This window comes from Mycolicibacterium xanthum (assembly GCF_019710635.1).
In the GTDB taxonomy this organism is placed as follows: Bacteria; Actinomycetota; Actinomycetes; order Mycobacteriales; family Mycobacteriaceae; genus Mycobacterium; species Mycobacterium xanthum.
This window is the reverse complement of sequence record NZ_JAIFZS010000011.1, coordinates 30,313-54,396: the sequence shown is the minus strand read 5'-3', so window position 1 is coordinate 54,396 and position 24,084 is coordinate 30,313. Positions and strand designations below refer to the sequence as shown.

The following is a 24,084-nucleotide window of genomic DNA, read 5'->3' as shown; positions in this document are numbered from 1 at the left end:
CGACCCCGCACCGCCGGCGACGCCGCGGTTCAACTCCTCTTCCAGCGGGCGCACACGAACTCACCGTTGACCGCAGATTCGGCCAACGTCCATTCCGACCGGATCGGCAGCACCGGGGACCCGGCGCCCAGGGAACACGGCGCGTAGGCGACGACCATCTCGTCGATCAGCCCGGCGGCGACGAACTGAGCGGCGACATCGCCTCCGCCGACCACCCAGACATCCTTGTCGCCGGCGGCGGCCACCAGGGTGGGAAACAGGTCGATCACGTCGCCGTCGAACGTCCACACGTCGTGCTCGGCCGCGATGATCTCCGGCCGGTGGGTCATCACCCAGGACGGCTGGGTGTACATCCACTCACCGGGGTGGTTGGCCAGCAGCCACTGGTAGGTGGCGGCGCCCATCACCAGCGCGCCCACCGTCGCCAGGAACGGATCGATGCCGAACGGTCCGGCCTGGTCGATGTCGCGGCTGGTCAGCCAGTCCAGGCTGGCGTTGTCGTCGACGATGTAGCCGTCCAGGCTGGAGGCGGTGTAGTAGACGGTCGCCATGTCGGCCTTCCCTTCCTCGTCGTCGCTGGTTGCGGCGAATCGCTCAGGTGTCGAGTACCTGCGCGACCCGCCCCTCCAGCTCATCCCGGTCGCCGAGATCGGCCAGGTTGATCCCGAACCGCCCGGCGAGCTCGTCGAGCACCTGCGCGGCGGTGTCGAAGCTGGTCTTCACCGTCCCGGTTCGACCGTGCACCGATAGGTGCCTGCCCCGCAGATTCCACCGTTCGCCGTCGGTGACCAGTGACGCCGACAAGCCGACCACGAACCTCGACGCCGGGTGGGTGGAGACGTACCAGCTGCCGAGTTCGAGATCGATCCGCGGTTGCGGGCGCAGGCTGAAAAGGTACAGCGGTAGCCACTGCCCGCGGAGTTCCACCTGCAGTTCGAACCCCTCGGGGTGGTCGAGCAGCCGGTAGCGCTCGTGGCGGGTGTGCTGCGCGGGGCCGGCCTCCAGCCGCAGCGGGGCCGTCGGCGTCTGACCGCCGAATCCGACATCGACCAGATAGGGGCCGGAGCCGTCGGACGGTGTCACCGCCAGCACCTGATGGGTCTGGGCCGGCAGGTCGTCACCCTCGTGCATGAACACCACCCGCCCGGCCAGGCGCTGCACCCCGAAACCCAGCTCTTCGAGCATGTAGCCCAGCAGCCCGTTGTGCTCGAAGCAGTACCCACCGCGGCGACGGTGCACGAGCTTGCCGGACAGCGCTTCCGCCGACAGATCCCCGACCGGGACTCCGGTCAACGGGTCGAGGTTCTCGAACGGGATCGACCGATTGTGCGCGGCCATGACGTTGCACAGCGTCTGCAGTGTCGCGTCCCGCGCACCGGTGTGGCCGATGCGGGTGAGGTAGGCGGCGAGATCGGTGGCCATAGTGCAATCGTGCGGCGTCAATCGCCGTCCGGGTCGGATTCAGCGCTATGGCGGAATCCCCGACCAGGTCCCGCCATAGCCTGGACGAGGCTACCGGCCACCGGGCCCGTGGGGTGGCGTTTCCGCCGACCGGCGGATCGGCGGAAACGAGGCGGTCGGTTTGCGATCGCGATGGCAGGATGTGACCAGGCCGGTCCGGCCGCCCGGGTCGACGGCCGTGAGCAGTGGGTAGACTCGCAAAACTGGAACATGTTCCAATCTGATGCCGAAGTCCGCAAGGAGGCCGCCGTGAGCGCGACCGATATCAAGCCGTCCGAGATCACCAAGTGGGATCCGGTTCTGACCGAGCGGGTGATGGGGATCCTCAAGCCGTTCCTGAAGGGCTATCACCGCGCCGAGGTGCGCGGTCTCGATTCGTTCCCGGCCGGCGGCGCGCTCGTGGTGTCGAACCATTCGGGCGGGATGTTCGCAGTGGATGTGCCGGTGTTCGCCAGCGGTTTCTACGAGAAGTTCGGCTACGACCGTCCGGTGTACACGCTGTCCCACGACATGCTCATGGTGGGGCCGCCGGGAGCGTTCTTCAGGAAGACCGGCTTCATCCCGGCCAACCACGAGAACGCCGACGAGGCGCTGCGCTCCGGCGGCGTGGTGGTGGTCTTCCCCGGCGGCGACTACGACGTCTACCGGCCGACGCTCAGCGCGAACAAGATCGACTTCGGCGGGCGTACCGGCTACGTGCGGGCGGCCCTGAACAACGGGGTGCCGATCGTGCCGACGGTGGCGATCGGGGGCCAGGAGACCCAACTGTTCCTGACCCGCGGGACCGAGGTCGCCAAGGCGCTCGGCCCGATCGCAGGGATGTTCCGGGCCAAGATCATGCCGGTCTCCCTCGGCTTCCCGTTCGGCCTGTCCATGGTGTTGCCGATCAACGTCCCGCTGCCGGCCAAGATCACCATGCAGACCCTCGAGCCGATCCACATCGTCGAGCAGTTCGGTGAGAACCCCGACATCGACGAGGTCGACGCCCACGTCCGCCGGGTGATGCAGCGCGCCCTCGGCAAACTCGCTCAGGAGCGCCGGCTGCCGGTACTGGGCTGAGAGATGGGGATCGCCGACCCACTGACCAACATGGCCATCACCTCCGGGTTCGCGGCCTCGGCGCAGCGCTGCCGGGCGGGCAGCCCGAGGTCATCGGCCTGATGGCCGGCAACCAACGGCGGTTCGTCGACACGCTGATCGCCGCCAACCGGATCGGCGCCGACGTGCTGCTGCTGAACACCTCGTTCGCCGGGCCCGCTCTCGCCGAGGTGATGGGACGGGAGGGCGACGGCAAATTCGTCGCGGTGGCGACCCTCAAGGAGTTCGTCCGCGCAAACCTGCCGAATTACAGAGTGCCCCGGTCGATCACGGTGCTCGATGAGCTGCCCCGTAGCATCACCGGAAAGATCTTCCGGATGGAACTGCAGGAGCGGGCTCAGAATGGTTAAACGCCGACCACTGCTTCGCGCCGCCGCGGAGCTGCTCAACGCCGCCAACGGGCTACGCCCTCTCGGCCGGGAGGGCTATGCCAGCACCCTGGTGTTCGCGTTCGGGTGGCCGACATCGGAGATGTCCCCGCTGTACATGGCCGGGTCGATGGCCGACGCGGTCCGCCGCGGCACCCGCGGCGACTTCCGCGGCACCCGGGGCCGGATCGCCCTGCTGCTGACCGCGGTCGCGTGGGCGCTGCTGTGGCTGATCCACCGCCGCAACGTCGCCGCTCAGCCGTTCTTCGAGGACCCGCTGCGTGAGGCGCTCGGCGACGACTACCAGGCGATCGCGGAGGCCGCGCGGCCCGGCCGACGACGCCGGGTCGGGGTTCCGCCCAACGACGTCGTCCGCCGCCGCTACATGGAAAGGGCGGACACCGTCCAGTATGGGCCGCACCGGCGGGTCAACCGCGCCGACATCTGGCGCCGCGCCGACCTTCCCCGCGACGGGAAGGCGCCGGTGCTGCTGCAGGTGCCCGGGGGCGGATGGGCGATCGGGGTGCGGCGCCCCCAGGCCTATCCGCTGCTCAGCCATCTGGCCGAGCACGGCTGGGTGTGCGTGTCGATCGACTATCGGGTCAGCCCCCGACACACCTGGCCGGACCACATCGTCGACGTCAAACGGGCACTCGCCTGGATCAAGGCGCACATCGCCGAGTACGGCGGTGACCCCGACTTCGTGACGATCACCGGCGGCTCGGCCGGCGGGCACCTGTCCGCGCTGGCCGCGCTCACCGCCGGCGACCCGCAGTTCCAGCCCGGCTTCGAGGAGGCCGACACCACGGTGGCGGCCGCCGTGCCGATCTACGGACGCTATGACTGGGTGTCCACCCTCGGCGATGGGCGCAAGGAGTTCGTGGGGTTCCTGGAGAAGTTCGTCGTCAAGAAACCGATCTCGAGCGACCGGCAGGTGTTCGTCGACGCGTCACCGGGCTACCGCCTGCGGCCGGATGCGCCCCCGTTCTTCATTCTGCACGGCCGCGACGACTCGATCATCCCGGTGGCCGAGGGCCGGGAGTTCGCCGCGTCGCTCAAGGCCGTCTCGACGTCACCGGTGGTGTACGCCGAGATCCCGCACGCGCAGCACGCTTTCGACTTCTACTACGGCTCCCCGCGCGCGCACTACACCGCGCAGTCGGTGGAGGAGTTCCTGTCCTGGGTGCGGGCCACCCGCGGTGCAGCGGTGCCCGACTGAACTTCTCGCCGAAACTGTATTCCACCCGCTCTTGAGCCGAAAAGTGCCGGTTGGAACCCCGTTTCGGCACGGAGAGCGGTCATCCCTCGAACACCCACCCGTGCGATCCGTTGACGATGACGCGGTCGGCGCCGGCACGGGTCGAAGACACCAGCTCGGCGTTGGGTTGATCGGTGCCGGCGACCCACGCGCGCGCGGCGTCGGGCTCCTTGCCGAACTCGATGTGCCGTGCCACCAGCCGTTGGACCCGGGTGCTCTCCTCGGCCGTGACGTACCAGACCGCGTCCATCGCTGCGTGCGCGCGGACCCAGGCCGGGTCGTCCAGCAGCAGGTAGTTTCCTTCGGTCACGACGAGCCGCGCCTGCGGCAGCACCACCAGGGCCGCCGCCAACGGCTGTTCGAGAGTGCGCTCGAATCCCGGTGCATACACCGGCTCCTCGGTCTCGGTGCGGGCCCGTGCCAGCAGGTGTGCGTAACCGGCGGCGTCAAAGGTGTCCGGCGCCCCCTTTCGGCCGAGCGCGCCGAGTCGCCGCAGTTGACTGTCGGCAAGGTGGAAGCCGTCCATCGGTATGTGCGCCAGCCAGCCGGGGCCTTCGAGCCGCTCGATGGCCGTGATCAGCGCCTCCACCAGGGTCGTCTTGCCTGCACCGGGCGGTCCGGTGATCCCCAGGATCGCGCGTGGACGACCCTGGGTAAGGGTGATGGCCTCGCGCGCCAGCGCTTCGATCACGGACGTACGGCGGCATGCGCCCGCGCGTCGTGCAGCCCGTCGGCGATGAAACGGCGGGCATGGCTGGCCAGGTCGAAGCCGTTGTCCCACAGGTTGCGCCAGATCGCCAGATCGTTGGACAGCCCCGGGGCGACGACCGCCGAGGAGAACGACTCGAACGTCAGCGGTCCGGTGTAGCCGATGTCGGCCAGCGCGCCGAAGAACGCCCGGAAGTCGATGTGTCCCGATCCCAGGTAGCCGCGGTGGTTTTCGCCGATGTGGACATAACCCAATCGGTCGCCGCAATCGTGCACCGGCGTGACGAAGTCATCCTCCTCGATGTTCATGTGGTAGGTGTCGAGGTGAATGATCACGTTGTCGGCACCGATGTCGTCGGCTAGTGCGAGGCAGTCGCGCGCGGTGTTCACCACGTTGGTCTCGTAACGGTTGCAGATCTCCAGCCCCAGCGTCACACCCAGGGGCTGCGCCTGTGCAGCCAGATCCCGCAGCACTGCAACGACATTCGCGCGACCGTCGTCGGTCAGGGCATGCGGCGCCTTACCGAAGGCGCTGTACAACGCTCCGGTGAGGACGGTGGCGCCGATGCCTGCGGTCACCTCCAGCGATTCACGAAGCAACTCCGCACCCCTGGCGACCACGGCGGGGTCGTCGCTGGAGATGTCGGCGTCCCGGGCCAGCCCGCGCGAGCATGCGGCGGCGAGATTGTTGGCGGTCAACAGCTCTCGCGTCTTGGCGCGGTCGAGGTTGGCCGAGTCGTGCAGCGAGAACTCGATCAGGTCGTATCCAGCCTCGACGGTCTGCGAGACCGCGCTGTCGACGCTGTTCGGTGCGGTGTCCCCGACCCACACCAGGGCGTGCACGCCGATCGGGTTGATCGGGCCAGGTATCCGGTCAGATTCGGTCATTGCTGTTCTACTCCGATTTCGTGTCGTAGTCGCCGGGACGGGCGCCGGTGATGAGGGCGACGATCTCGTCGCCGTCGGTGTCGGCGGTGCGGCGCCCGGCGACGCAGTGCCCGGCGCGCATCACCCATACCGCGTCGGACAGTCGCAGCACCTGTGCGAAGTTGTGGCTGATCAAGATGATTGCGTGGCCTTCACTTCGGAGCCGGGTGATCAGCTCCTCCACCCGCGCCGTCTCCTGGACACCGAGTGCAGCGGTGGGTTCGTCCATGATGATCATCTTCGACGTGAAGCCGGCGGCACGGCAGATGGCGACCGCCTGCCGCTGCCCACCCGACAGCCGGCGCACCCGCGAGCCCACGGCGGGTACGTTGACCGCCAGGGCCGACACCATCTCCTGGGCCCCGGCGCGCATCGCCGGGCGGTTCAGCACCGCGAGCGGGCCGATGCGGTGGACGATTTCGCGGTTGAGGTACAGGTTCTGCCATACGGTGAGGTCCTCGACCAGGGCCAGGTTCTGGTGGACCGTTTCGATGCCGGCGTCACGTGCCTCATGCGGCGACGCGAAACGTACCTTCTGACCGTCGAATTCAATCGATCCCGAGTCCGGGCTGTGCACGCCGCTGACGCAGCGGATCAGCGTGGACTTGCCGGCGCCGTTGTCGCCCACGATCGCGGTGACCTCGCCGCGGCGGGCGTGCATGGTCACCCCTTTCAGGGCGCGGACCTGGCCGAAGGACAGGGCTGCCGAGTCGACCTTGAGCAGCGCATCGGTGGGGACATCCTCGGCCAGCGGTCGGCGGGTGGTGGATTGCGTCATTTCTGGAACCTCGTCAGGAATGCCGCGGCCACCACGACGATGCCGACCGACAGCGGTTGGTAGAACTGGGATACGCCCAGCAGCGTCAAGCCGTTGACCAACGCCGTGAGAAGCAGGGCACCGATCACCGGACCGGCGATGGTCGCGCGGCCACCGAACAGACTCACTCCGCCGAGCACGACAGCTGCCACCGAGTTCAGCAGGAACGCCGTGTTGGCCGCGGGTTCGGCCGCACCAACTCGGGCGACCAGCAGGATCGCCGCGATCCCCGCCATCAGGCCGGCGATCACATAGACGGCCGTCTTGATCCGTTTCGTCGATACGCCCGTCGCCGCCGCCGCCTCCGGGTTGCCGCCGGTGGCAAGCACATAGGTGCCGAACCGGGTGTGGAACAGCACGACGTGGGCGATCCCGGCGAGCATCATGGCGATGATGAAGGCGTAGCCGAAGATCCACACCGTGCCGGTGGACAGTTCCAGCAGCGGGCCACTGATGATGGTCTTGGGCTTGCCGTCGGCGAAGATCAGGGCGGCGCCCGATGCCGCCGACAACGTCCCGAGGGTCACGATGAAGTCGGTGATGCGACCCCGGGAGATGAGCAGACCGTTGATCAGGCCGACGGCCAGCCCGGTCAGCAGCGCCGCGATGATCGCCACCAGCAGGCCGGAGTCGAAGAACACGCCGAACATCACCGCCGCCAACGTCATCGACGATGCGATCGACAGGTCGATGCCGGCCGTGGCGACCACGTAGGTCTGCCCGATCGCGAGCACGATGAGGATCGCCGCCGAGGTGAGCATCGATTCCAGGTTGCCCAGGCTCAGGAACGTGGGGTTCAGGGACTGGAAGACGATGGTGAGAACCACCAGGGCGATCGGAGCCGCCCAGGTCGCCAGGTTGGCCGGGTCGAGAAGGGTGCGCCATACCGGCGGATGGTCCGCGGTATCGGCCCCGACCCTCGATGCGGTGGTGGTCGTCATTTGTTCAGCTCCGCGAACGGATCCTCATAGGGCTCGGCCGGCTTGGGGGCCGCCGACAGTGCGGCGTCCACGTTCTCCTTGGTGACCACCTGCACCGGGGCGTTCACATTGTCGGGCAGGTCCTTTCCGGCCATCGCCGCCACGCACGCCTCGACGCCCATCGCGCCGATCACGTAGGGGAACTGTGCGACCACCGCGTCGATGCCACCGGACTTGACCGCCTCGAACGCATCCTTGTTGCCGTCGACGCTGATCACCTTGAGCTGTCCGGTCCGGCCCTTGTTGGCGATCGCCTGCGCCACGCCGAGGCCCATGTCGTCGTTGGCGACGAAGAACCCGGCCAGGTCGGGGTTCGCCGTCATGAGGTCGGTGGCCCTGGTCAGCGCCATCTGACGGTCCCAGTCAGCCGCGACGGTCGCGACGATCTGAAGGTTGTCCGGCGCGCCTTCGGTGAATCCGTCGAGCCGGGCTCCGCTGGTGACGTCCCCGGCGATCCCACCGATCAGTGCGATCTTGCCGCCCTGCGGCAGCAGGGCGGCCATCGTCTCGGCGCCCTGGCGGCCCGCGTCGTTGTTGTCGGTGCCGATGTAGGTGGCGATGGTCGCGTTGGCGGCCGAGGCGGCCTCGGGGTCGATGGGGCTGTCGATGTTGACGATCGGGATGTCCTTGGCCGACAACTGCGCGACGCCCTGGATCAGGTTGGTGCCGGTGATCGGGTTGACGATGAAGCAGCCGAAGTCCTGCCCGGCCAGGCCGTTGAGCTTGTCGGCCTGGCCGGTGGTGTCGGTGATGGAGTTGGCGGCCTGCACGGTGACCGAGGTGTCGCTGGTCGACGCCTGATCCTCGATGCCGGACTCCATGGTCTGGAAGAACGGATTGTCAAGCCCCTTGACCACGGCGGCGACGCTGGTCGCTCCCGACTCCGAGGAACCGCCACCGCAGGCTGTCAACGCGACAGCCACGCCGCCGGCTACAGCTGCACAGGCAAATCGCCGCGGAAGTCGACGTTGAGGGTGTGACATGGGCCTCTCGCTTTCAGTTGGATGAACCAGGTAACAACTTCTGTCTAGTAGAGAGCATAAATATGCCTACTGTCAATCAAAAAGGGCGGATCGTCTGGTAAAAATAGGTCGGAGGAGGTGGCAGGCCATGGGGCAGGCATTCGCGGCAGCACCCGCCGACGGTGTTCGTAGTGGTGAGAAACAGCCGGTGGCGGCATCGCCGGCCGGCTCTGCCGGTCACGTACTGGACCTGATTCGGCGGTCAGCGGGGCTGACTCGCGCCGAGATCCTGGACCTCACCGGGCTGTCGCGGAGCACGGTCGCCGCGCGCCTGGACGCACTTCAGTTGGCTGGACTGGTGTCCAGCGGGCAGAGCACCGCCGCACGCGGACGCCCGCCCAGCCACTTCTACTTCCGCGCCGACCAGGGCGCGCTGCTGATCGCCAATGCCGGGGCCACCGGAGTGCGTGCGGCGTTCACCGACCTGAACGGATTTGTGCTGGAAGAACGCCGGGAGTCGCTCGACATCACAGTCGGCCCGGTCGCGTGGCTGCAGTCCCTGCTCGCGATCTTCGACGCGCTCCTCGAAAGCACCGGCAGATCACGCGATTTCGTACGCGGCATCGCGATCGGTGTGCCCGGCCCGGTGGATTTCGCCAGCGCCACGGTGGTCAGCCCGCCGATCATGACCGGATGGGACGGCTACCCCATCCGGACGTGGTTCGCCCAGCACTTCTCCTGCCCGGTCCTGGTCGACAACGACGCCAACGCGATGACGCTCGGCGAACACAACGCGAACTTCGCCGACAGCGACTCGCTGGTCACGGTCAAGGTCGCCACCGGCATCGGTGCCGGGATCATCGCGCATGGAGCCATCTATCGGGGCGCAGACGGGGCGGCCGGCGACATCGGGCACATTCCCATCAGTCCTCCCGACGGCGAGTTCGGTGCGGCTGTGCCGGTGTGCCGGTGCGGCAACGCCGGCTGCCTGGAGGCCTACGCCGGCGGGTGGGCCCTGATCCGGGATCTCAACGGCGACGGCCGTCAGCTTCGCACCGTGAAGGATGTCGTCGGCCTGGTGGTGTCGGGCGACCCGGTCGCCATCAGCCTGGCGCGCCGTGCCGGACGACTGATCGGCGGCGCGATGTCCAGCGTGGTCAGCCTGCTCAACCCGTCGGTGGTCGTCATCGGCGGAGAGTTGGCCGATTCCACCCCCGACCTGATCGCCGGCATCCGGGAACGGGTCTACGCGCACTCCGCACCGTTGGCGAGCCGACGGCTGCAGGTGGTGCCGGCCCGACTGGGAGACCGCTCCGGCATCGCCGGCCTCGCCGCCACCCTGACCGATCACATCTTCGATCCCCGGCGAATCGACGCCGCCCTCGCCTGACATCCCGCCGAAATGGCATTCCAGCAGCCTGAATCGCGGAACGGGCATGCTGGAATGCCATTTCGGCGGGAATCGGGGGTGGGGGGAATCGAAGGTGGCACGGGTGGCCGGTTCAGGGGGCCATCGCGGTCTCGACCACCGTCAGCTCGGCGGAAAGCCCTGCGGCGAACCGGATCTCGATGAAGGCCTCGACGAGCGCGTCGGTCAGTTCATGGGGATCCTCGAGCGTCTTGCCGTCCGACAGCACCGAGATGTTGAGCTGGTCCACATAGCTCCACACCGTGATGTTCAGACCGCTGCCCGCGGTCAGCGGCCCCACCGAGTAGATCTCGGTGACCAGCGCGCCGCCGACCCGGGCCCGTTCGCGCGGACCCGGCACGTTGGAGATCGGCAGGTTCATCACCTTGTTCTGACCGTCCTTGTCGGACAGCCACCGGAACATCGCCTCGGCCGGGGCCGGCGGGAGGTACGCCGACCAGCGGCTGACGAGTTCGGGCCCGACGAGCTCGTTGCTCTCCTTGCCGGCCACCGCGGACTCATGCGCCGCACGGACCCGTTCCAGCGGATCCTCGATCTCCACCGGCAGCCCGATCAACACCCCGGTGAAGTAGTTGCCGGAGATGCGGTCCGGTGAGAAGTCGAAGCTCACCGGCACCGACGCCAGCAACGAGTGGTCGGCGCTTCCGTCGTAGCGCAGCAACAGTTTTCGCAGCGCTCCCGCCGACATCGACAGCACCATGTCGTTGATGGTCACGCCGAGGTGCTTACCGGTCTGCTTGACGTCGGCCAGCGCCAGTGTGGTGGTGGCGAATCGGCGGGTCGAGTCCAGCAGGTGGTTCATGAACGTGGGCGGCGGGCTGAACGGCCGGGTGAGCTCCGGCGAGAGCTTGTGCGAACTCTGCCGCACCCGACGCACTCCCTGCGCGGTGTAGCGGACGACACCGGGCAACCTGGCGATCTCGCGGAAGTGATCGGCGAACGCCGAACGCACCAGCTCACCCTTCGTCGGCGCCGGATCGGTGGCATAGGAGTCGCCATCGGCCTGCGGACCCTCCTGCAGATCCATGCCCCGCGCCAACAGGTTCGCCGAGGCGACACCATCGGCGAGCGCGTGGTGGATCTTGCCGAGCACCGCGATCCTGCCGCCGGCGAGCCCCTCGATCAGGTACATCTCCCACAGTGGCCGGCTGCGGTCCAGCGGAACGCCGGCGATCCGGCCGACGGCCTCGTCGAGCTGGCGCCGGCCGCCGGGCGCCTCGGCCCGGCAGGACCGCACGTGATATTCGAGATCGACCTCGGCGTTCTCCCGCCACATCGGGTGGTGGAACTTGAACGGGATGTCGATCAACTCGTAGCGGAACGGGTCGAGCTTGTAGAGCCGGCCGTGGATGACCGTGCGCAGTTCCTCGACGCCGAACGTCGCACCGCCGAGATCGTCGAGTTCGATCACCGCCAGCTTCAGTGTGTGCATGTGCACGTTGGGGGTCTCGCTGTAGAGCAGCACAGCGTCCCACCCGCGAAGCCTCTTCACCGCGGCACCTCCCGTCCGGAGGCGTCTATATAACCTCTCTGGCCCCGATGAGACTTCTGTTTCGGTGGATGTGGTTGAGGAACAGGCCGATTGCCGTCGATGCCGCCCCGGTGCGAGCTCCGTCGGTCATGTCGAAACCGTGGCCGGCGCCCGGCAGTTCGACATAGCTGACCACCGATCGGGACACATCACGGAGTCGTTCGACGAAGCTGCGGGCCTGAGCGACCGGGATGACGCTGTCGCCCCTGCCGTGCATCACCAGGAACGGTGGCGCCTCGCGGTGTACCCGCGCGATCGGCGAGGCCTTGCGGAACACGTCGGGGTGCTTGACGATCTTGCGCCCGACCACCACGCGTTCCAGGAACTCGACGAAGCGCGCCCGCTCCTCGGTCGAGCGGTCCTCCCAGTCGTAGCGGCCGTAGATTCCGACCACGGCGTCCACCGAGGTGTCGGAGCCCTCCGGCAGCTCCTGCTGCAACTCCGGGTCGTTGGCGGTCAGCCCGGCCAGCGCGGCCAGGTGACCACCCGCCGAGCAGCCGGCGACGGCCACGAAGTTGCGGTCGCCGCCGAACTTGTCGACGTTGGCCCTGGCCCACGCGATCGCGGTCTTGACGTCGGTGATGTGGGCCGGCCAGCGATGGTGCGGTGCGACCCGGTAGTCGATCGACAGGCACACCCAGCCCTTATCGGCCAGGTGGGACATCAGCGCGTAGCCCTGCAGCAAGCGGCTGCCGTGCACCCAGGCCCCGCCGGGGACGAACAGCAGCACCGGCGCCGGCTCGGCAGGCAGGTCGTCGCGCCGCCACACGTCGAGCAGCTGCGTCGGCCGCGGACCGTAGCGCACCGACGTGCGGCGCACGCTGCGGCGGTGTTCGCGCAGCTTCCACACCGGTGGCGTGCGCTCGCCGGCGGGCCACTCGACCTCGAGGTCCTTGGCCGTCACGACGCCCCGCAGTGCCGCCTCGGCAACCGCGCTGGTGGCCTCACGCTCCCGGCGCTTTACCTCGGGGTCACCCGGATCGGTCAGCGACCGCACCGCCGAACCGATGAAATCCGGCGCGTGCCGGGCGCCCCAGACACTCATCGCGGTCAGCGCGCCCAGCGGCTTGAGGTGTTTGCCGATCACCGGCAGCGACGCCGAGGCCACGCTCATTGCCAGCAGGTAGTCCGCTGGTCCTGCGTTCAGCAGCCACTCGAGGCGAGTCGTGAGAGTAGGTCCGGGATGCCGGATGTCCGGCCGTTCCGTCATGGCGGCAACCGTACTCCGCTCACGGCTTCGCAAACGACACTCGTAGCGAAGTTGTTGTCATATTCGGCCCGTGGCCGAACTATGATCGCTATCACAGATTCCGTTGTCCGACTCGGCACGCTAGCGTCATTGACGACCGTCAAATCGGACCGAAGAGGGCTGCCACCGTGAGCAAGACCGTACGTGCGTCCGCGCTTGCCATTTCCGACGACCACCAGGCCCTGGCCGAGGCCGCATCCGGGCAGCTCGACCGGCTGCGGGCGCTGGACCAGTCCCGAGCCACCCTGGACGGCGGGGCAACGCACCCCGCCGATATCTGGTCGGCGGCAACGCAACTCGGCTGGACCGGGCTGGCCATCGCCGAGGACGCCGGCGGATCGGGCTTCGGCCTGGCCGAACTGGCCGTGGTCCTCGAGTGCCAGGGCCGTCAGCTGTGCCCGGGACCGCTGCTGCCGAGCGTGGCCGCGTCGGTGGTCATCGACCGGTGCGCACCGGATTCCGTCCGGGGCCTCCTGCTGCCCGCGCTGGCCGCCGGTGAGACCGTCGCCGCGCTCGGCGTGTCGGGCACCGTCTCGCTGGACTCGGACCTGGTCGCGACGGGCGAGCATCCGACGGTGCTGGGCGCCCCGGACGCGGGGATTCTCGTGCTGACGGCCGGGGAGGACGTGGTGGTCCTCGGCGCCGACGGGGTCACCGTCACCCCCCTCGAGGCGCTGGACACCACCCGCAGCATCGGTGCGGTGGCACTGCGTGGGGTCAGCGTCCCGGCCGACCGGGTGCTGCGGGGGGCGGCGCGCAAGGCGCGCACGGTGTTTCGCATCCTGGCCGCCGCCGAAGCGGTCGGCGTCAGCTGGGCCGCGCTGGAGATGGCCGTCGAGTACGCCAAGGTGCGCGAGCAGTTCGGTCGCACCATCGGCACGTTCCAGGCGGTCAAGCATCACGCCGCCAACATGCTGGTCGACGCCGAGGTCGCGACGGCGGCCACCTGGGACGCCGCCCGCGCCGACGACCTCGACAGCGCGTGGTTCGCCGCGGCGGTGGCTTCCGCGCTGGCGATCCGCTCCCAGGTGTTCAACGCGCAGAACAATATTCAGCTGCACGGCGGTATCGGTTTCACCTGGGAACACGACTCCCATCTCTACCTGCGACGGGCCCGCACGCTGGCGGCCCTGATGACCGACGGCGCCGATCCGCTGCTCGATGTGGTGGACGGCCAGCGCAGCGGTCAGGCGCACGGCGCGTCGTTCACCCTTCCCCCCGAGGCCGCCGACTACCGCGATCAGGCCCGCGAGGCCGCCGACCGGGTGCGCGCGCTCCCCACCGATCAGCAGCGCGACTTCCTGGTCGACTCCGGCTATCTGGTGCCGCACTGGCCGCTGCCGTGGGGACGCGGCGCCGACGTCCTCGAACAACTGGTCATCGAGGAGGAGTTCGCCGGTGTCGAGCGGGCCGACATGGGGATCACCGGTTGGGTGGCGCTGACCATCGCGCAGGCCGGCACCGACGACCAGCGCGACCGCTGGGTGGAACCCGTTCTGCGCGGGCAGGTGATGTGGTGCCAGCTGTTCTCCGAACCGGGCGCGGGTTCGGATGCGGCCGCGGTGCGCACGTCGGCGGTCAAGGTCGACGGCGGCTGGCGGGTCACCGGGCAGAAGGTGTGGACCAGCCTGGCCCACATGTGCCAGTGGGGACTGGCCACGGTGCGCACCGACCCCGACGCGCCCAAGCACGCCGGGGTGACGATGATGGCGATCGACATGACCGCCGACGGCGTGACGGTCAACCCGCTGCGGGGCATCACCGGTGACGCACACTTCAACGAGGTGTTCTTCGACGACGTGTTCGTGCCCGACTCCGACGTCGTCGGTGACGTGAACAAGGGCTGGCTGGTCGCCCGCTCGACCCTGGGCAACGAACGCATCTCCATCGGTGGCGGTTCGGGGGCACCGATGGGCACCACCCCCGATCATCTGATCAAACTGCTCGACAGTTCACCGGCAACCGCCGCCATGTACGTACGCCGCGCCGGCGAGGTGATCGCCGAGATCCACACGCTGCGGCTGCTCAACCTGCGCCGCGCCACCCGGGCGATCGCCGGCGCCGAGCCGGGACCGGAGGGCAACGTGACCAAACTGTTGGTCGCCGAGTCCGGTCAGCGGCTGACGGAGCTGGCCTTCGAGCTGGCCGGCACCGCCGCGGTGGTCGGGCAGACCCCCCAACTCACCCGCAGCTATCTGGGCAACCGGGCGATGACGATCGCCGGCGGAACCTCGGAGATCACCCGCAACACGATCGCCGAGCGGATCCTCGGGCTGCCGCGGGATCCGCTGCTGCGCTGAGCAGGGTCGGTCGGGCCGGTGTTTCGCGGACACCCCGCCTGGGCCGGACGCCGTCCACGCATACTGGTCGGATGCCCGAGACCGCCTTCCATCCCGAGCTGCGGCGCAGCGCACGGCTGCTGCCCAGACAGCTGGTCACCCCCGTCACCCTGCCGTTCATCCGGGCGGCATCGCGGCTGATGTGGCGGAAGACTCGCGCCGACGTCGAGGTGGTCACCCTGGGATCGGGTGTGAACGTGCGGCTTCACCGGCCGGACGGCGGAACCACCCCGGGTCCGGCGCTGCTGTGGATTCACGGGGGCGGATACGTGCTCGGCGACGCCGCACAGGACGACGTGCTGTGCCGGCGGTTCGCCAGGGAGCTGGGCGTCACCGTCGCATCGGTGAACTACCGCTTGGCTCCCGAGCATCCCTATCCGGCGCCGGTGGAGGACTGCTACTCGGCGCTTCGGTGGCTGAGCGCGCTGCCCGCCGTCGATCCGGACCGGGTGGCGATCGGCGGGGCCAGCGCCGGCGGCGGCCTGGCCGCGGCGCTGGCGTTGCACACCCGCGACCGGGGTGAGATCCCTTTGACTGCACAGCTTCTCGTGTATCCGATGGTCGACGACCGCACCGTCGAGCGCAGCGGCCTGGACAACCCCGGGCATCGGCTGTGGAACCAGTCGAGCAACCGGTTCGGCTGGCGTTCCTATCTGGGCGGCGCCGACCCCGAGGTCGCGGTGCCCGCGCGCCGCCGGGATCTGGCCGGGTTGCCGCCGGCCTGGGTCGGTGTGGGCACCCTCGACCTGTTCCACGACGAGGACCTGGCCTACGCCGCCCGGCTGCGCGACGCCGGGGTTCCCTGCGAGGTGACGGTCGTCGACGGCGCGTTTCACGGATTCGACGGTGTGGCACCGAAGACCGAGGTGTCCCGATCGTTCTTCGACAGCCAGTGCGCGATGCTGCGAAAGTCCTTCGCGCCGGCCACGACCTGATCCTCACCTGCGTTCGAAGACGACCTCGCCACCGATCACGGTGGCGGCCACCATTCCCGCGTCCAATTCGCCGAGCACCTGAGCCGGCGGCCCCGACAGCACACACAGGTCGGCCCGGTGCCCGGGTCCGATGCGGCGCGGGACGGCGGGGCGACCGGGCTCACCCAGGAACATCTCCAACGCCTCGGCGGGCGACACCCGCTCGGCCGGTCCCAGCACCGACCCGGCCGCGGTGCTCCGGTGCACGGCGGCCCGCATCGCCGCCCACGGGTCGGCGTCCCCGAACGGCGCGTCGGTGGACAGCGCCACCGCAATCCCGTTGCGCCGCAACGATCCGACCCGCCACAGCTCGCCGTGTTCTGCGGCGGGGACGTCCACGAGGTACTGCTCGCCGCGTTCGGCGACGAAGTTGGGCTGGGTCACCACGGTGACCGCGCTGGCCGCGAGATCCGCCAGGCTGCCGTCCGGCACGACGGCGGCGTGCTCGATCCGGTCCATCGGGTGCGGGCCGGCACTGCGCAGCGCCTCCAGGGCGACGACCAATTGCGCGGCCGTCACGCAGTGCACCGCCACCGGCCCGCCCGCCGCGTGCCGGTCGCGGACCCATGCGGTGAGCGCGTCGAGGTCGAGGTCGTCGTCGTGCAGGATGCGCTTTCCCGGGGCCAGCCAATGCAGGGACTGTGGAAGTTCACCGCGTCCGCGGGCGTCGCGCAGGTGCCGGATGTCGTGGTCCGCGAGGTCGGGGGTGGCGTCGGTGACTCCGGTGACGCCGTACCCGCACAGCAGCGCGCCCAGTGGCGCCAGCCCGGGCTCGCTGCGCGGCAGCATGCTCGACCACCCGGCATCGGCACTGCGCAGCCGGCCGTCCGGGTGGTCCGCGAGCCCGATCCTGGTCAGGGCCGGCGAGTTCAGCGTCCACAGCACGCCGCTGCGGTGCTGGATCCGCACCGGTACGGCGGGGCAGACCTCGTCGAGGACACCGCGGTCGAGCGGACCGGCCACGGACTCGTGGTAGCCGACCGCGCGGATCCAGCCGTCCTCGCCGACGGCGGCGCCCGCCAACACCCGCGCCAGTTGCGCCCGGCCGGCCACCTCGTCCGGCCCGACCCGGACCGACTGCAGCGCCGCGGCGGCGGCCCGCACGTGCAGGTGGTGGTCGTGCAGCCCGGGCAGCACGGTGCCGCCCGCCGCGTCGTACTCGCTCTCCCCCACCCGCGGCGCCAGCCCGTCACCGACCTCGACGATGCGCTCGTCGACACGGATGTCGGTCGGGGTGCCGTCGAGCAACACCGCCCGCCGGATCAGCATGTCGTCGCGTCCCGCCGGGCCACCAGCGCGTCGACCGTCGCGTTGTCCGCGCCCAGTTCGGCGGCCGGCGCCGGGGTCGACGGCCTTGCCGCACAGCATCTCTCGTCCCCGCGGGACAGCCGCGCATAACCGGCGGCGGTCTCCGACATCGCCACGTCGATCAGTTCGCCACCTCCGCGGTACAGCGCGGCCAGGGTCGCGTGCGCGGCGAGCAGACCGGTCAGCGGGTCGGCGATCGCGTCGGCGCAGAACACCGGCGCGTCGGTGGTGCCCGCGACCAGTCCGCCCGATACCGCGGCGTCGTCACCGAAGGCCACCCAGTCGGCCCGGTCGCCGACCGCACCGTGCCCGGTGATCCGCACCCAGACCCGCCCGTTGCGGGCGGGCAGGTCCGACGGCCCGAGGCCACGGCGCGCCAGCGCGGCGGGCCGGGACGACTCGATCACCACGTCGGCGGCGGCCAGCAGCCGTCGCAGCGCTGCCGGCCGGCCGAGATCGGCTCGGTACGAGAGTTTTCCGGCGTTGACCCAGTCGAAGAACGCGGCGGGTCCGGCCCGGGTGCCGTCGGGACGCGCGGCGGTCTCGACCTTGACCACGATCGCACCGGCGCGGGCGAGCAGCATTGCACACAGCGGCCCTGCCCACATCGACGACAGGTCGGCGACCAGCAGGCCGGCCGCACCGCCGCCGTCTCGCCGGGGACCCAGTCGCCGGACGCGGGGTGCGGCGGCGGCGGTCTCGCCGAGCACCCCGACCGGCAGGCCGAGCAGACGGGCCCGCTCGGCGAACGCCGATACGCCGGTCTCGCGCACCCGGTGCTCGACGGCCGCCCAGGGGTCGGGCGGCACGTCATCGGATTCGACCAACGCCGGCACCGCGTCGACGTCGTCGGGCCGGGACAGGGTCAGCGCGCACCAACCGTCGCGGGCGGCCAGCAACCGGGTGGCGCCACCGGCGGAGACCCGGCCATGACCGGTCAGGCCGAGCAGCGCGGCGCGCCCGCAGATCAGTTCCTCGGCATCGACGTCGATGCCGGCGCGGGCCGCGACCTCCGCCGCGGTCACCCGGGCGTGTGCCAACACGGCGGCGGGGACGGCCACGGGCATCACCACCCCATTGTGGGCGACGGCGGCCTCAGAACATCAGGCCGGTGAAGCTCCAGTCGAGCACCTGGCGATCGTCGCCGGGGTCGGCGGCATAGACCGTCGAGCGCAACCGCAGGACGGTGCCGCGGCCGTCGGGCAGGGTATCGGCACCCTCGACGCTCAGCTCGCTGTGCAGCGTGTCGTTCTCGTACACCGGTCCGGTATGGTCGCAGGATTCCCAGCCCAGCACCGTGACCAGGTCGGGCAGCAGCCGGGTGGCCTGGGCCAGCGCCAAACCGATGGTGTGCCCGCCGTACACCAGCCGTCGGCCCGCGACACGTGAATCATGATGGGTGGCAGCGATGTTCAGCGAGAGCCGGGCCAGCTCGGGGGCGCTGGTCACCACGTCGGCGGTGCTGTGCAGCACCGTGCCCGGCGACGGCCCGGCGTGCGCACCCGGCACGCGGGTGCGGTAGGCCGCGGCGTCCCAGTCCGCCGTGGGGTCCGGCGGCGCGCCGGCGGCGGCCCCGATGCCGGCCAGGTCGTCGCGGTGGCCGGTCTCGACGTCCGCCCCGCTGACGGGCAGCATCGCGCACCGGTAGAAGTCGAGCACCAGCCGCCCGGCGCCGTCGGTGGTCGTCATGCGCAGCGCGGCCAGCCCGGTCGGTGCGCGCCCAGGTTTGGCGGAGTTCTGCTTCAGGCCGACCACCTCGGTCCGGGTGTGCAGGGTGTCCCCGATCACCGGGAAGCGGTGGAACCGCAATCCGCGGTAGAACAGGTTGGCCTTCACCCGCTGGGTGACCAGCGTGGACTGCCCGATCGCCACGTCGCACACCAGCGCCGGGTGCGCGATCGGCGCCGAGGCGCCCGTCACCGCTGCGGACAGCTCGGCGTCCAGCGGCAGCCGCATCCGGTCACCGAGGATCGCCTGGTGGGCCGCGGCGACCCCGGAGCTCAGCGTCATCGACGGAGCGGTGTCGAACACCTGGCCCACCCGCAGATCGTCGAAAAAGGGTCCACCGGAAATTTGGCCGGACAAAGTCACAGCTGGTCATGCTGGCAGCGCCGGACTGACTGTGTCAACATGCGAAGGCGTGCCAGAATATGGCCGTACATTTCGAGCGACGGAGGCGTGGTGTGACGGACGGGCTCAACGACGAAGAGGCCATGCTGGTCGACACGGTGCGTGCCTTCGTCGACCGCGACATCAAGCCCACGGTGCGCGAGGTCGAACACGCCAACTCCTACCCCGAGGCGTGGATCGAGCAGATGAAGCAGATCGGCATCTACGGGCTGGCCGTCCCGGAGGCGTACGGCGGCACACCGGTGTCCACCCGCTGCTACGTCCTGGTCACCCAGGAACTGGCCAGGGGATGGATGAGCCTTGCCGGCGCGATGGGCGGGCACACGGTGGTGGCCAAGCTGCTGGACCTGTTCGGCACCGAGGAGCAGAAGCTGCGCTATCTGCCCGCAATGGCTTCGGGGGAACTTCGTGCCACGATGGCGCTGACCGAGCCGGGCGGTGGATCGGACCTGCAGAACATGACCACCGTGGCCCGCCGGGACGGCGACGACCTGGTGATCGCCGGCGCCAAGACGTGGATCTCCAACGCGCGCCGGTCCGGCCTGATCGCGCTGCTGTGCAAGACCGATACCGAGGCCCGGCCGCGCCATACCGGCATCTCGGTGGTGCTGGTCGACAACCCCTCTGCGGGTCTGACGGTGTCGCGCGATCTGCCCAAGCTGGGCTACAAGGGCGTCGAGTCGTGCGAGCTGATGTTCGACGACTGCCGGGTCCCGGCGTCGGCGATCCTCGGCGGTGCGCCGGGCAAGGGCTTCGCGCAGATGATGAAGGGGCTCGAGACGGGTCGAATCCAGGTCGCGTCCCGCGCGCTCGGGGTGGCCAGCGCGGCACTGCAGGACGCGCTGGCCTACGCGCAGAGTCGGGAGAGCTTCGGGCAAGCCATCTGGAAGCACCAGGCGGTGGGGCACTATCTGGCCGACATGGCCACCAAGCTGACCGCGGCACGCCAGCTCACGCTGCACGCCGCCGACCGCTACGACGCCGGCGAGCGCGCCGACATGGAGGCGGGCATGGCCAAGCTGTTCGCCTCGGAGGCTGCCATGGAGATCGCGCTCAACGCGGTCCGGATCCACGGCGGCTACGGCTACTCCACCGAGTTCGACGTGGAGCGATACTTCCGCGATGCCCCGCTGATGATCGTCGGGGAGGGAACCAACGAGATCCAGCGCAACGTCATCGCGGGTCAGCTGGTCGCCAGGGGCGGTATCTGATGGTCCCGCGGACGTGAGGAGCGAAAGGACCCCCGCGCACGTGAGGAGCGAAAGGACCCCCGCGCACGTGCGGAGCGAAAGGACCCCCGCGCACGTGAGGAGCGAAAGGACCCCCGCGCACGTGAGGAGCGAACGGACCCCCGCGTATCAGGCTCTGCGGGAACGACTTCGGGACGAGATCGTCGCAGGCCGGTACCCGGACGGGACTCGGCTTCCGACCGAGTCCGAGCTGGTGGCGCGGCACGGCTTGTCCCGCCAGACCGTCCGGCGCGCGTTTCAGGATCTGGTCGCCGAGGGCATGGTCTTCCGGGTACCCGGCCGGGGCACCTACGCGGGTGAACAGAGCCGGCGCTACCTGCGCCAGCTGGGCTCGATCGAGGACCTGATGAGCCTGTCGGACGACACCACGATGGAGGTGCTCGACGGCCTGCGCCGGCGCGTCGACGTCGAGGCGGCGAGCCGGCTGCGGCTGGACGACGACATCGTCCACACGGTGGTGTTCCGCCGGCTGCACGAGGGTGTCGCGTTCGGGCACACCACCGTTCATCTGCCTCCCGAGGTGGCGGTATTGGTGTCGTCCTCGCCGCATCTGGCCACCGGCGCCATCAGCACCCATACGGTGATCGGGCTGTTGGAGCCGCATCTGACATCGCCGATCGCGGAGGCCGCGCAGTCCATCACGGTGGCTGCCGCAGACGCGGCGGCCGCGGCGGCGGTGGGCTGTGCGGGCGACCATCCGATGCTGCGGGTCGACCGCCTCTACACCGACGACACGGGCCGTCCGGTGGAGCTCGCGGTCAGCCAGTTCCAGCCCGAGCAGTACACCTACCGGGTGACGTTGCGCCGGTCCGGGTGACCACGGGTCAGCCGACGGCGTCGACCAGACCCCATCGCAGCGCGGTCGGGGCATCGATGGAGCGGCCCGACAACACCAGATACGCCGTGCGCCAGCGCCCGATGCGACGGGTGATGCTGACCGTCCCGCCGGCACCCGGGATCAGGCCGAGGGCGAGTTCGGGCAGCCCGAGCACGGTGTCCGGGTCGCAGGTCACCCAGCCACAGAACGCGGCCATCTCCAGTCCGCTGCCCTGCACCTGACCGTGGATCTCGGCACGGCAGGCCTGGCCCAGGCGCGCGGTGATCTCGGCGAGCGCCAGCGCCGGGCTGTGCCGGGTACGCGCCAGGTGGGCGCTGGCCGGATCGGCGAACGTGCCGAACTCGGCGAGGTCGCCTCCGCTGCAGAACGACGGACCGTTACCGGCCAGCACCATCTCGGTGACCGAGGGGTCCACCCGGACCACCTCCAGCGCCTCCAGCAGCGCCGCGCGGGCATCGGTGGAGAACGCGTTGTGCCGCTGCGCGCGGTTGAACCTGATCGAGAGTCGATCACCGTCCCGTTGCGTGACAACGGGTTCCGGGATCTCCGGGACCTGGGCGGGGCCGCGGCCGGCGAGCCAGCGGGCGAACTCGTCACCCGCCTGCAGTGTCGAATACGCCAGGGACTCGGTGATCACCCCGGCGTACGCGGGGGCCGCGGGGTCCAGGGCCCGCAGCACGTCGTCGCAGATGGCGACTGCCTGGGGCCAGCGCAGGCAGCGCTCGGTCAGCTCAGCGAGCGTGTCGGGCACCGAGGCGACGCTGACCGCCCGCCGGTCGTCGGTGGGGCCCTCGGTCAGCGTGAACGTCGCGGCGTCCGACGGCGATCCGATGCCGACGACGACTCCCCCGGCCAGCTCTACGGTGTCCGCCGCGTTGAGACTCACGAATACTTTTGTATCAGTTCCTGCTTGTACAGCTTGCCGGTATCGGTGCGCGGCAGTTGCGTCTCGAACGACAGCGACCGCGGGCACTTGTAGTGCGCCAGCCGATCACGCAGCCAGTCGATGAGCTCGTGCGCGAACTCCGGGGTGGCATCGGCCGCGTCGACGGTCTGCACGACGGCCTGCACGCGTTGGCCCATCTCGTCGTCCGGGACGCCGAACACCGCGGCGTCCATCACCTTCGGATGGGTGACCAGCAGGTTTTCGGCCTCCTGCGGGTAGATGTTCACCCCGCCGGAGATGATCATGTGGTGCCGGCGGTCGGTGAGGTACAGGTAGCCCTCGTCGTCTACGTAGCCGATGTCGCCGACGGTTTTCCAGCCGCGCGCGTCGCGCGATGAGGCGGTCTTGTCCGGGTCGTTGAGGTACTCGAAGTCGACGCCGCCCTCGAAGTAGATCTCGCCGGCCTGGCCCGGCGGTAGCTCGTTGCCGTCCTCGTCGAGGATGTGCAGCTCGCCGGTCATCGGTCTACCCACCGACCCGGGATGGGTCAACCACTCCTCGGCGGTGATCAGCGTGGATCCGTGTGCCTCCGAGGAGGCGTAGTACTCGTCGATGATCGGGCCCCACCAGTCGATCATGTGCTTCTTGATCTCCACCGGGCACGGCGCCGCGGCGTGCATGACCCGCTCGAGGCTCGATACGTCGTAGGACGCCCTGACCTCCTCGGGCAGCTTGAGCATCCGGGTGAACATCACCGGGACGAACTGGGCGTGGGTGACGCGGTACTTGGCGATGGCGTCCAACGCGCCCTCGGCGTCGAACTTCTCCATCACGACGGTCGTGATTCCGCCGGCCTGTGTCTGCATCGACCACACCGACGGTGCGGTGTGATAGAGCGGCGCGGGGCTGAGATACACCGCGTCGGGGCGCATCCAGAACGACACCAGCATGGCCATCAGCCCGGGCACCTCGGCCGGGGGTAGGTGCGGTAGTTCGCGTTTGATGCCCTTCGGGCGGCCGGTCGTCCCCGACGAATACTGCAGGAGATCGCCTTCGATCTCATCGGCGATGGGGGTGTCCGGCTGATCGGCCACACATTCCGGGTAGCTCAGCCAGCCGTCGAGTTCGCCGGAGGCGCCTGCCGCCGACGATTCGGCTCCGTCGGCGATCACCAGCAGCGGCGGTAGACCGTTGGGCAGTTCGCCGGCCAGCCCGGCCAGCGTGTCCTTGAGCTTGCCCGAACCCACGATCGCCCTGGCGCTGCTGTTGTCGATGATGTAGGCCGCCTCGGCGGCGGTCAGGTGGGTGTTGATCGGCACGTAGTAGAGCCCGGCCCGGCGCGCGGCCCACATCACCGCGTGGATGTGCGCGTTGTTCTCCATCAGGATCGCGACGGCGTCGCCCTCGACCAGGCCGGCCGACCGGAACAGGTGCGCCAACCGGTTGGCCCTGGCCTCGAGTTCCCCGAACGTCACCACCGTCCCGGACGGATACAGGATGATCGCGGGCTTGTCTGGGGTGGCAACGGCGATGTCGCGGATCTGCATGGACCGAACTCTACGACGCCGTGT

General features: G+C 69.6%; 21 protein-coding genes and 1 pseudogene. 8 read left to right on the top strand and 14 right to left on the bottom strand.

What is annotated here, in order from left to right; all coding sequences use genetic code 11:
• Positions 1–29: 29 nt before the first annotated feature.
• Both JDV09_RS06425 and JDV09_RS06420 read right to left on the bottom strand, forming a co-directional pair.
• Positions 30–551, bottom strand: coding sequence for a dihydrofolate reductase family protein (locus tag JDV09_RS06425; protein WP_221368290.1), 522 nt, complete (start codon positions 549–551; stop codon positions 30–32).
• A 43-nt stretch (positions 552–594) separates the two neighbouring features.
• Entirely contained in the window at positions 595–1,422 is an 828-nt protein-coding gene (locus tag JDV09_RS06420; RefSeq protein ID WP_221368289.1) for an arylamine N-acetyltransferase family protein, read from the bottom strand.
• Positions 1,423–1,710: 288 nt separating this feature from the next.
• Between JDV09_RS06420 and JDV09_RS06415 the strand changes: the two genes are divergently transcribed.
• The 3 genes and pseudogenes from JDV09_RS06415 to JDV09_RS06405 all read left to right on the top strand — a co-directional run bounded on the left by JDV09_RS06415 (position 1,711) and on the right by JDV09_RS06405 (position 4,146).
• Positions 1,711–2,520 (top strand): 1-acyl-sn-glycerol-3-phosphate acyltransferase, encoded by an 810-nt coding sequence (locus tag JDV09_RS06415; RefSeq protein ID WP_221368288.1) that lies wholly within the window; start codon positions 1,711–1,713, stop codon positions 2,518–2,520.
• A gap of 65 nt (positions 2,521–2,585) precedes the next feature.
• Positions 2,586–2,909 (top strand): annotated as a pseudogene (locus tag JDV09_RS27410) (hypothetical protein); the annotation flags it as partial.
• Positions 2,902–4,146, top strand: coding sequence for an alpha/beta hydrolase (locus JDV09_RS06405; protein WP_221368286.1), 1,245 nt, complete (start codon positions 2,902–2,904; stop codon positions 4,144–4,146). The pseudogene JDV09_RS27410 and the gene JDV09_RS06405, both read left to right, overlap by 8 nt.
• 79 nt (positions 4,147–4,225) lie before the next feature.
• Here the strand turns inward: JDV09_RS06405 and JDV09_RS06400 are convergent, their stop codons facing one another.
• The 5 genes from JDV09_RS06400 to JDV09_RS06380 are packed head-to-tail and all read right to left on the bottom strand — an operon-like array spanning position 4,226 to position 8,474.
• A complete protein-coding gene (locus JDV09_RS06400) occupies positions 4,226–4,876 on the bottom strand; it encodes a nucleoside/nucleotide kinase family protein (RefSeq protein ID WP_221368285.1) in 651 nt (216 codons plus the stop codon).
• On the bottom strand, positions 4,873–5,781 hold the full coding sequence (locus JDV09_RS06395) for a sugar phosphate isomerase/epimerase family protein (RefSeq protein ID WP_221368284.1): 909 nt from the start codon (positions 5,779–5,781) through the stop codon (positions 4,873–4,875). The genes JDV09_RS06400 and JDV09_RS06395 overlap by 4 nt, the downstream gene beginning before the upstream one ends.
• Before the next feature lie 7 nt (positions 5,782–5,788).
• On the bottom strand, positions 5,789–6,598 hold the full coding sequence (locus JDV09_RS06390) for an ATP-binding cassette domain-containing protein (RefSeq protein WP_221368283.1): 810 nt from the start codon (positions 6,596–6,598) through the stop codon (positions 5,789–5,791).
• Complete coding sequence (locus tag JDV09_RS06385; RefSeq protein ID WP_221368282.1) at positions 6,595–7,578, bottom strand: ABC transporter permease; 984 nt, start codon at positions 7,576–7,578, stop codon at positions 6,595–6,597. The genes JDV09_RS06390 and JDV09_RS06385 overlap by 4 nt, the downstream gene beginning before the upstream one ends.
• Complete coding sequence (locus tag JDV09_RS06380; RefSeq protein WP_221368281.1) at positions 7,575–8,474, bottom strand: sugar ABC transporter substrate-binding protein; 900 nt, start codon at positions 8,472–8,474, stop codon at positions 7,575–7,577. Before JDV09_RS06380 ends, JDV09_RS06385 begins: the two co-directional genes overlap by 4 nt.
• Positions 8,475–8,727: 253 nt before the next feature.
• Between JDV09_RS06380 and JDV09_RS06375 the strand changes: the two genes are divergently transcribed.
• Entirely contained in the window at positions 8,728–9,969 is a 1,242-nt protein-coding gene (locus JDV09_RS06375) for an ROK family transcriptional regulator (protein WP_221368280.1), read from the top strand.
• A gap of 112 nt (positions 9,970–10,081) precedes the next feature.
• On the opposite strand, the gene JDV09_RS06370 is transcribed toward JDV09_RS06375, so the two are convergent.
• Positions 10,082–11,500 (bottom strand): WS/DGAT/MGAT family O-acyltransferase, encoded by a 1,419-nt coding sequence (locus JDV09_RS06370; protein ID WP_221368279.1) that lies wholly within the window; start codon positions 11,498–11,500, stop codon positions 10,082–10,084.
• A 25-nt stretch (positions 11,501–11,525) separates the two neighbouring features.
• A complete protein-coding gene (locus JDV09_RS06365; protein WP_221368278.1) occupies positions 11,526–12,749 on the bottom strand; it encodes an alpha/beta hydrolase in 1,224 nt (407 codons plus the stop codon).
• A 167-nt stretch (positions 12,750–12,916) separates the two neighbouring features.
• On the opposite strand from JDV09_RS06365, the gene JDV09_RS06360 reads away from it, so the two are divergent.
• Both JDV09_RS06360 and JDV09_RS06355 read left to right on the top strand, forming a co-directional pair.
• Positions 12,917–15,088, top strand: coding sequence for an acyl-CoA dehydrogenase family protein (locus JDV09_RS06360; protein WP_221368277.1), 2,172 nt, complete (start codon positions 12,917–12,919; stop codon positions 15,086–15,088).
• 71 nt (positions 15,089–15,159) lie between these two features.
• The gene (locus JDV09_RS06355) at positions 15,160–16,062 is read left to right on the top strand and encodes an alpha/beta hydrolase (protein ID WP_221368276.1); all 903 of its coding nucleotides are present in this window, start codon (positions 15,160–15,162) and stop codon (positions 16,060–16,062) included.
• A gap of 3 nt (positions 16,063–16,065) precedes the next feature.
• Here JDV09_RS06355 and JDV09_RS06350 read toward each other — a convergent pair whose 3' ends face one another.
• The 3 genes from JDV09_RS06350 to JDV09_RS06340 are packed head-to-tail and all read right to left on the bottom strand — an operon-like array spanning position 16,066 to position 19,500.
• Positions 16,066–17,370, bottom strand: coding sequence for an amidohydrolase family protein (locus tag JDV09_RS06350; protein ID WP_221368275.1), 1,305 nt, complete (start codon positions 17,368–17,370; stop codon positions 16,066–16,068).
• On the bottom strand, positions 17,364–18,476 hold the full coding sequence (locus tag JDV09_RS06345) for a CoA transferase (protein ID WP_221368489.1): 1,113 nt from the start codon (positions 18,474–18,476) through the stop codon (positions 17,364–17,366). Before JDV09_RS06345 ends, JDV09_RS06350 begins: the two co-directional genes overlap by 7 nt.
• Before the next feature lie 28 nt (positions 18,477–18,504).
• Positions 18,505–19,500 carry a MaoC family dehydratase gene (locus tag JDV09_RS06340; protein WP_221368274.1) on the bottom strand — a complete coding sequence of 332 codons (996 nt, stop codon included), beginning with the start codon at positions 19,498–19,500 and terminating at the stop codon, positions 18,505–18,507.
• Positions 19,501–19,592: 92 nt separating this feature from the next.
• Here JDV09_RS06340 and JDV09_RS06335 point away from each other — a divergent pair, with 92 nt between their 5' ends.
• The gene (locus JDV09_RS06335; protein ID WP_221368273.1) at positions 19,593–20,750 is read left to right on the top strand and encodes an acyl-CoA dehydrogenase family protein; all 1,158 of its coding nucleotides are present in this window, start codon (positions 19,593–19,595) and stop codon (positions 20,748–20,750) included.
• A gap of 121 nt (positions 20,751–20,871) precedes the next feature.
• On the top strand, positions 20,872–21,606 hold the full coding sequence (locus JDV09_RS06330; protein WP_221368272.1) for a GntR family transcriptional regulator: 735 nt from the start codon (positions 20,872–20,874) through the stop codon (positions 21,604–21,606).
• Positions 21,607–21,613: 7 nt separating this feature from the next.
• On the opposite strand, the gene JDV09_RS06325 is transcribed toward JDV09_RS06330, so the two are convergent.
• Together JDV09_RS06325 and fadD4 are read right to left on the bottom strand one after the other, a co-directional pair.
• Positions 21,614–22,513, bottom strand: a complete 900-nt coding sequence (locus JDV09_RS06325) for an enoyl-CoA hydratase/isomerase family protein (protein WP_221368271.1) — start codon at positions 22,511–22,513, stop codon at positions 21,614–21,616.
• Positions 22,510–24,060, bottom strand: a complete 1,551-nt coding sequence (fadD4, locus tag JDV09_RS06320) for a fatty-acid--CoA ligase FadD4 (RefSeq protein ID WP_221368270.1) — start codon at positions 24,058–24,060, stop codon at positions 22,510–22,512. Before fadD4 ends, JDV09_RS06325 begins: the two co-directional genes overlap by 4 nt.
• Positions 24,061–24,084 lie beyond the last annotated feature (24 nt).

Coding starts and splice junctions, on each gene's coding strand:
- JDV09_RS06425 (WP_221368290.1), bottom strand. CDS start 551: ATGGCGACCGTCTACTACACCGCCTCCAGCCTGGACGGCTACATCGTC.
- JDV09_RS06420 (WP_221368289.1), bottom strand. CDS start 1,422: ATGGCCACCGATCTCGCCGCCTACCTCACCCGCATCGGCCACACCGGT.
- JDV09_RS06405 (WP_221368286.1), top strand. CDS start 2,902: ATGGTTAAACGCCGACCACTGCTTCGCGCCGCCGCGGAGCTGCTCAAC.
- JDV09_RS06395 (WP_221368284.1), bottom strand. CDS start 5,781: ATGACCGAATCTGACCGGATACCTGGCCCGATCAACCCGATCGGCGTG.
- JDV09_RS06390 (WP_221368283.1), bottom strand. CDS start 6,598: ATGACGCAATCCACCACCCGCCGACCGCTGGCCGAGGATGTCCCCACC.
- JDV09_RS06385 (WP_221368282.1), bottom strand. CDS start 7,578: ATGACGACCACCACCGCATCGAGGGTCGGGGCCGATACCGCGGACCAT.
- JDV09_RS06375 (WP_221368280.1), top strand. CDS start 8,728: ATGGGGCAGGCATTCGCGGCAGCACCCGCCGACGGTGTTCGTAGTGGT.
- JDV09_RS06365 (WP_221368278.1), bottom strand. CDS start 12,749: ATGACGGAACGGCCGGACATCCGGCATCCCGGACCTACTCTCACGACT.
- JDV09_RS06355 (WP_221368276.1), top strand. CDS start 15,160: ATGCCCGAGACCGCCTTCCATCCCGAGCTGCGGCGCAGCGCACGGCTG.
- JDV09_RS06350 (WP_221368275.1), bottom strand. CDS start 17,370: ATGCTGATCCGGCGGGCGGTGTTGCTCGACGGCACCCCGACCGACATC.
- JDV09_RS06345 (WP_221368489.1), bottom strand. CDS start 18,476: ATGCCCGTGGCCGTCCCCGCCGCCGTGTTGGCACACGCCCGGGTGACC.
- fadD4 (WP_221368270.1), bottom strand. CDS start 24,060: ATGCAGATCCGCGACATCGCCGTTGCCACCCCAGACAAGCCCGCGATC.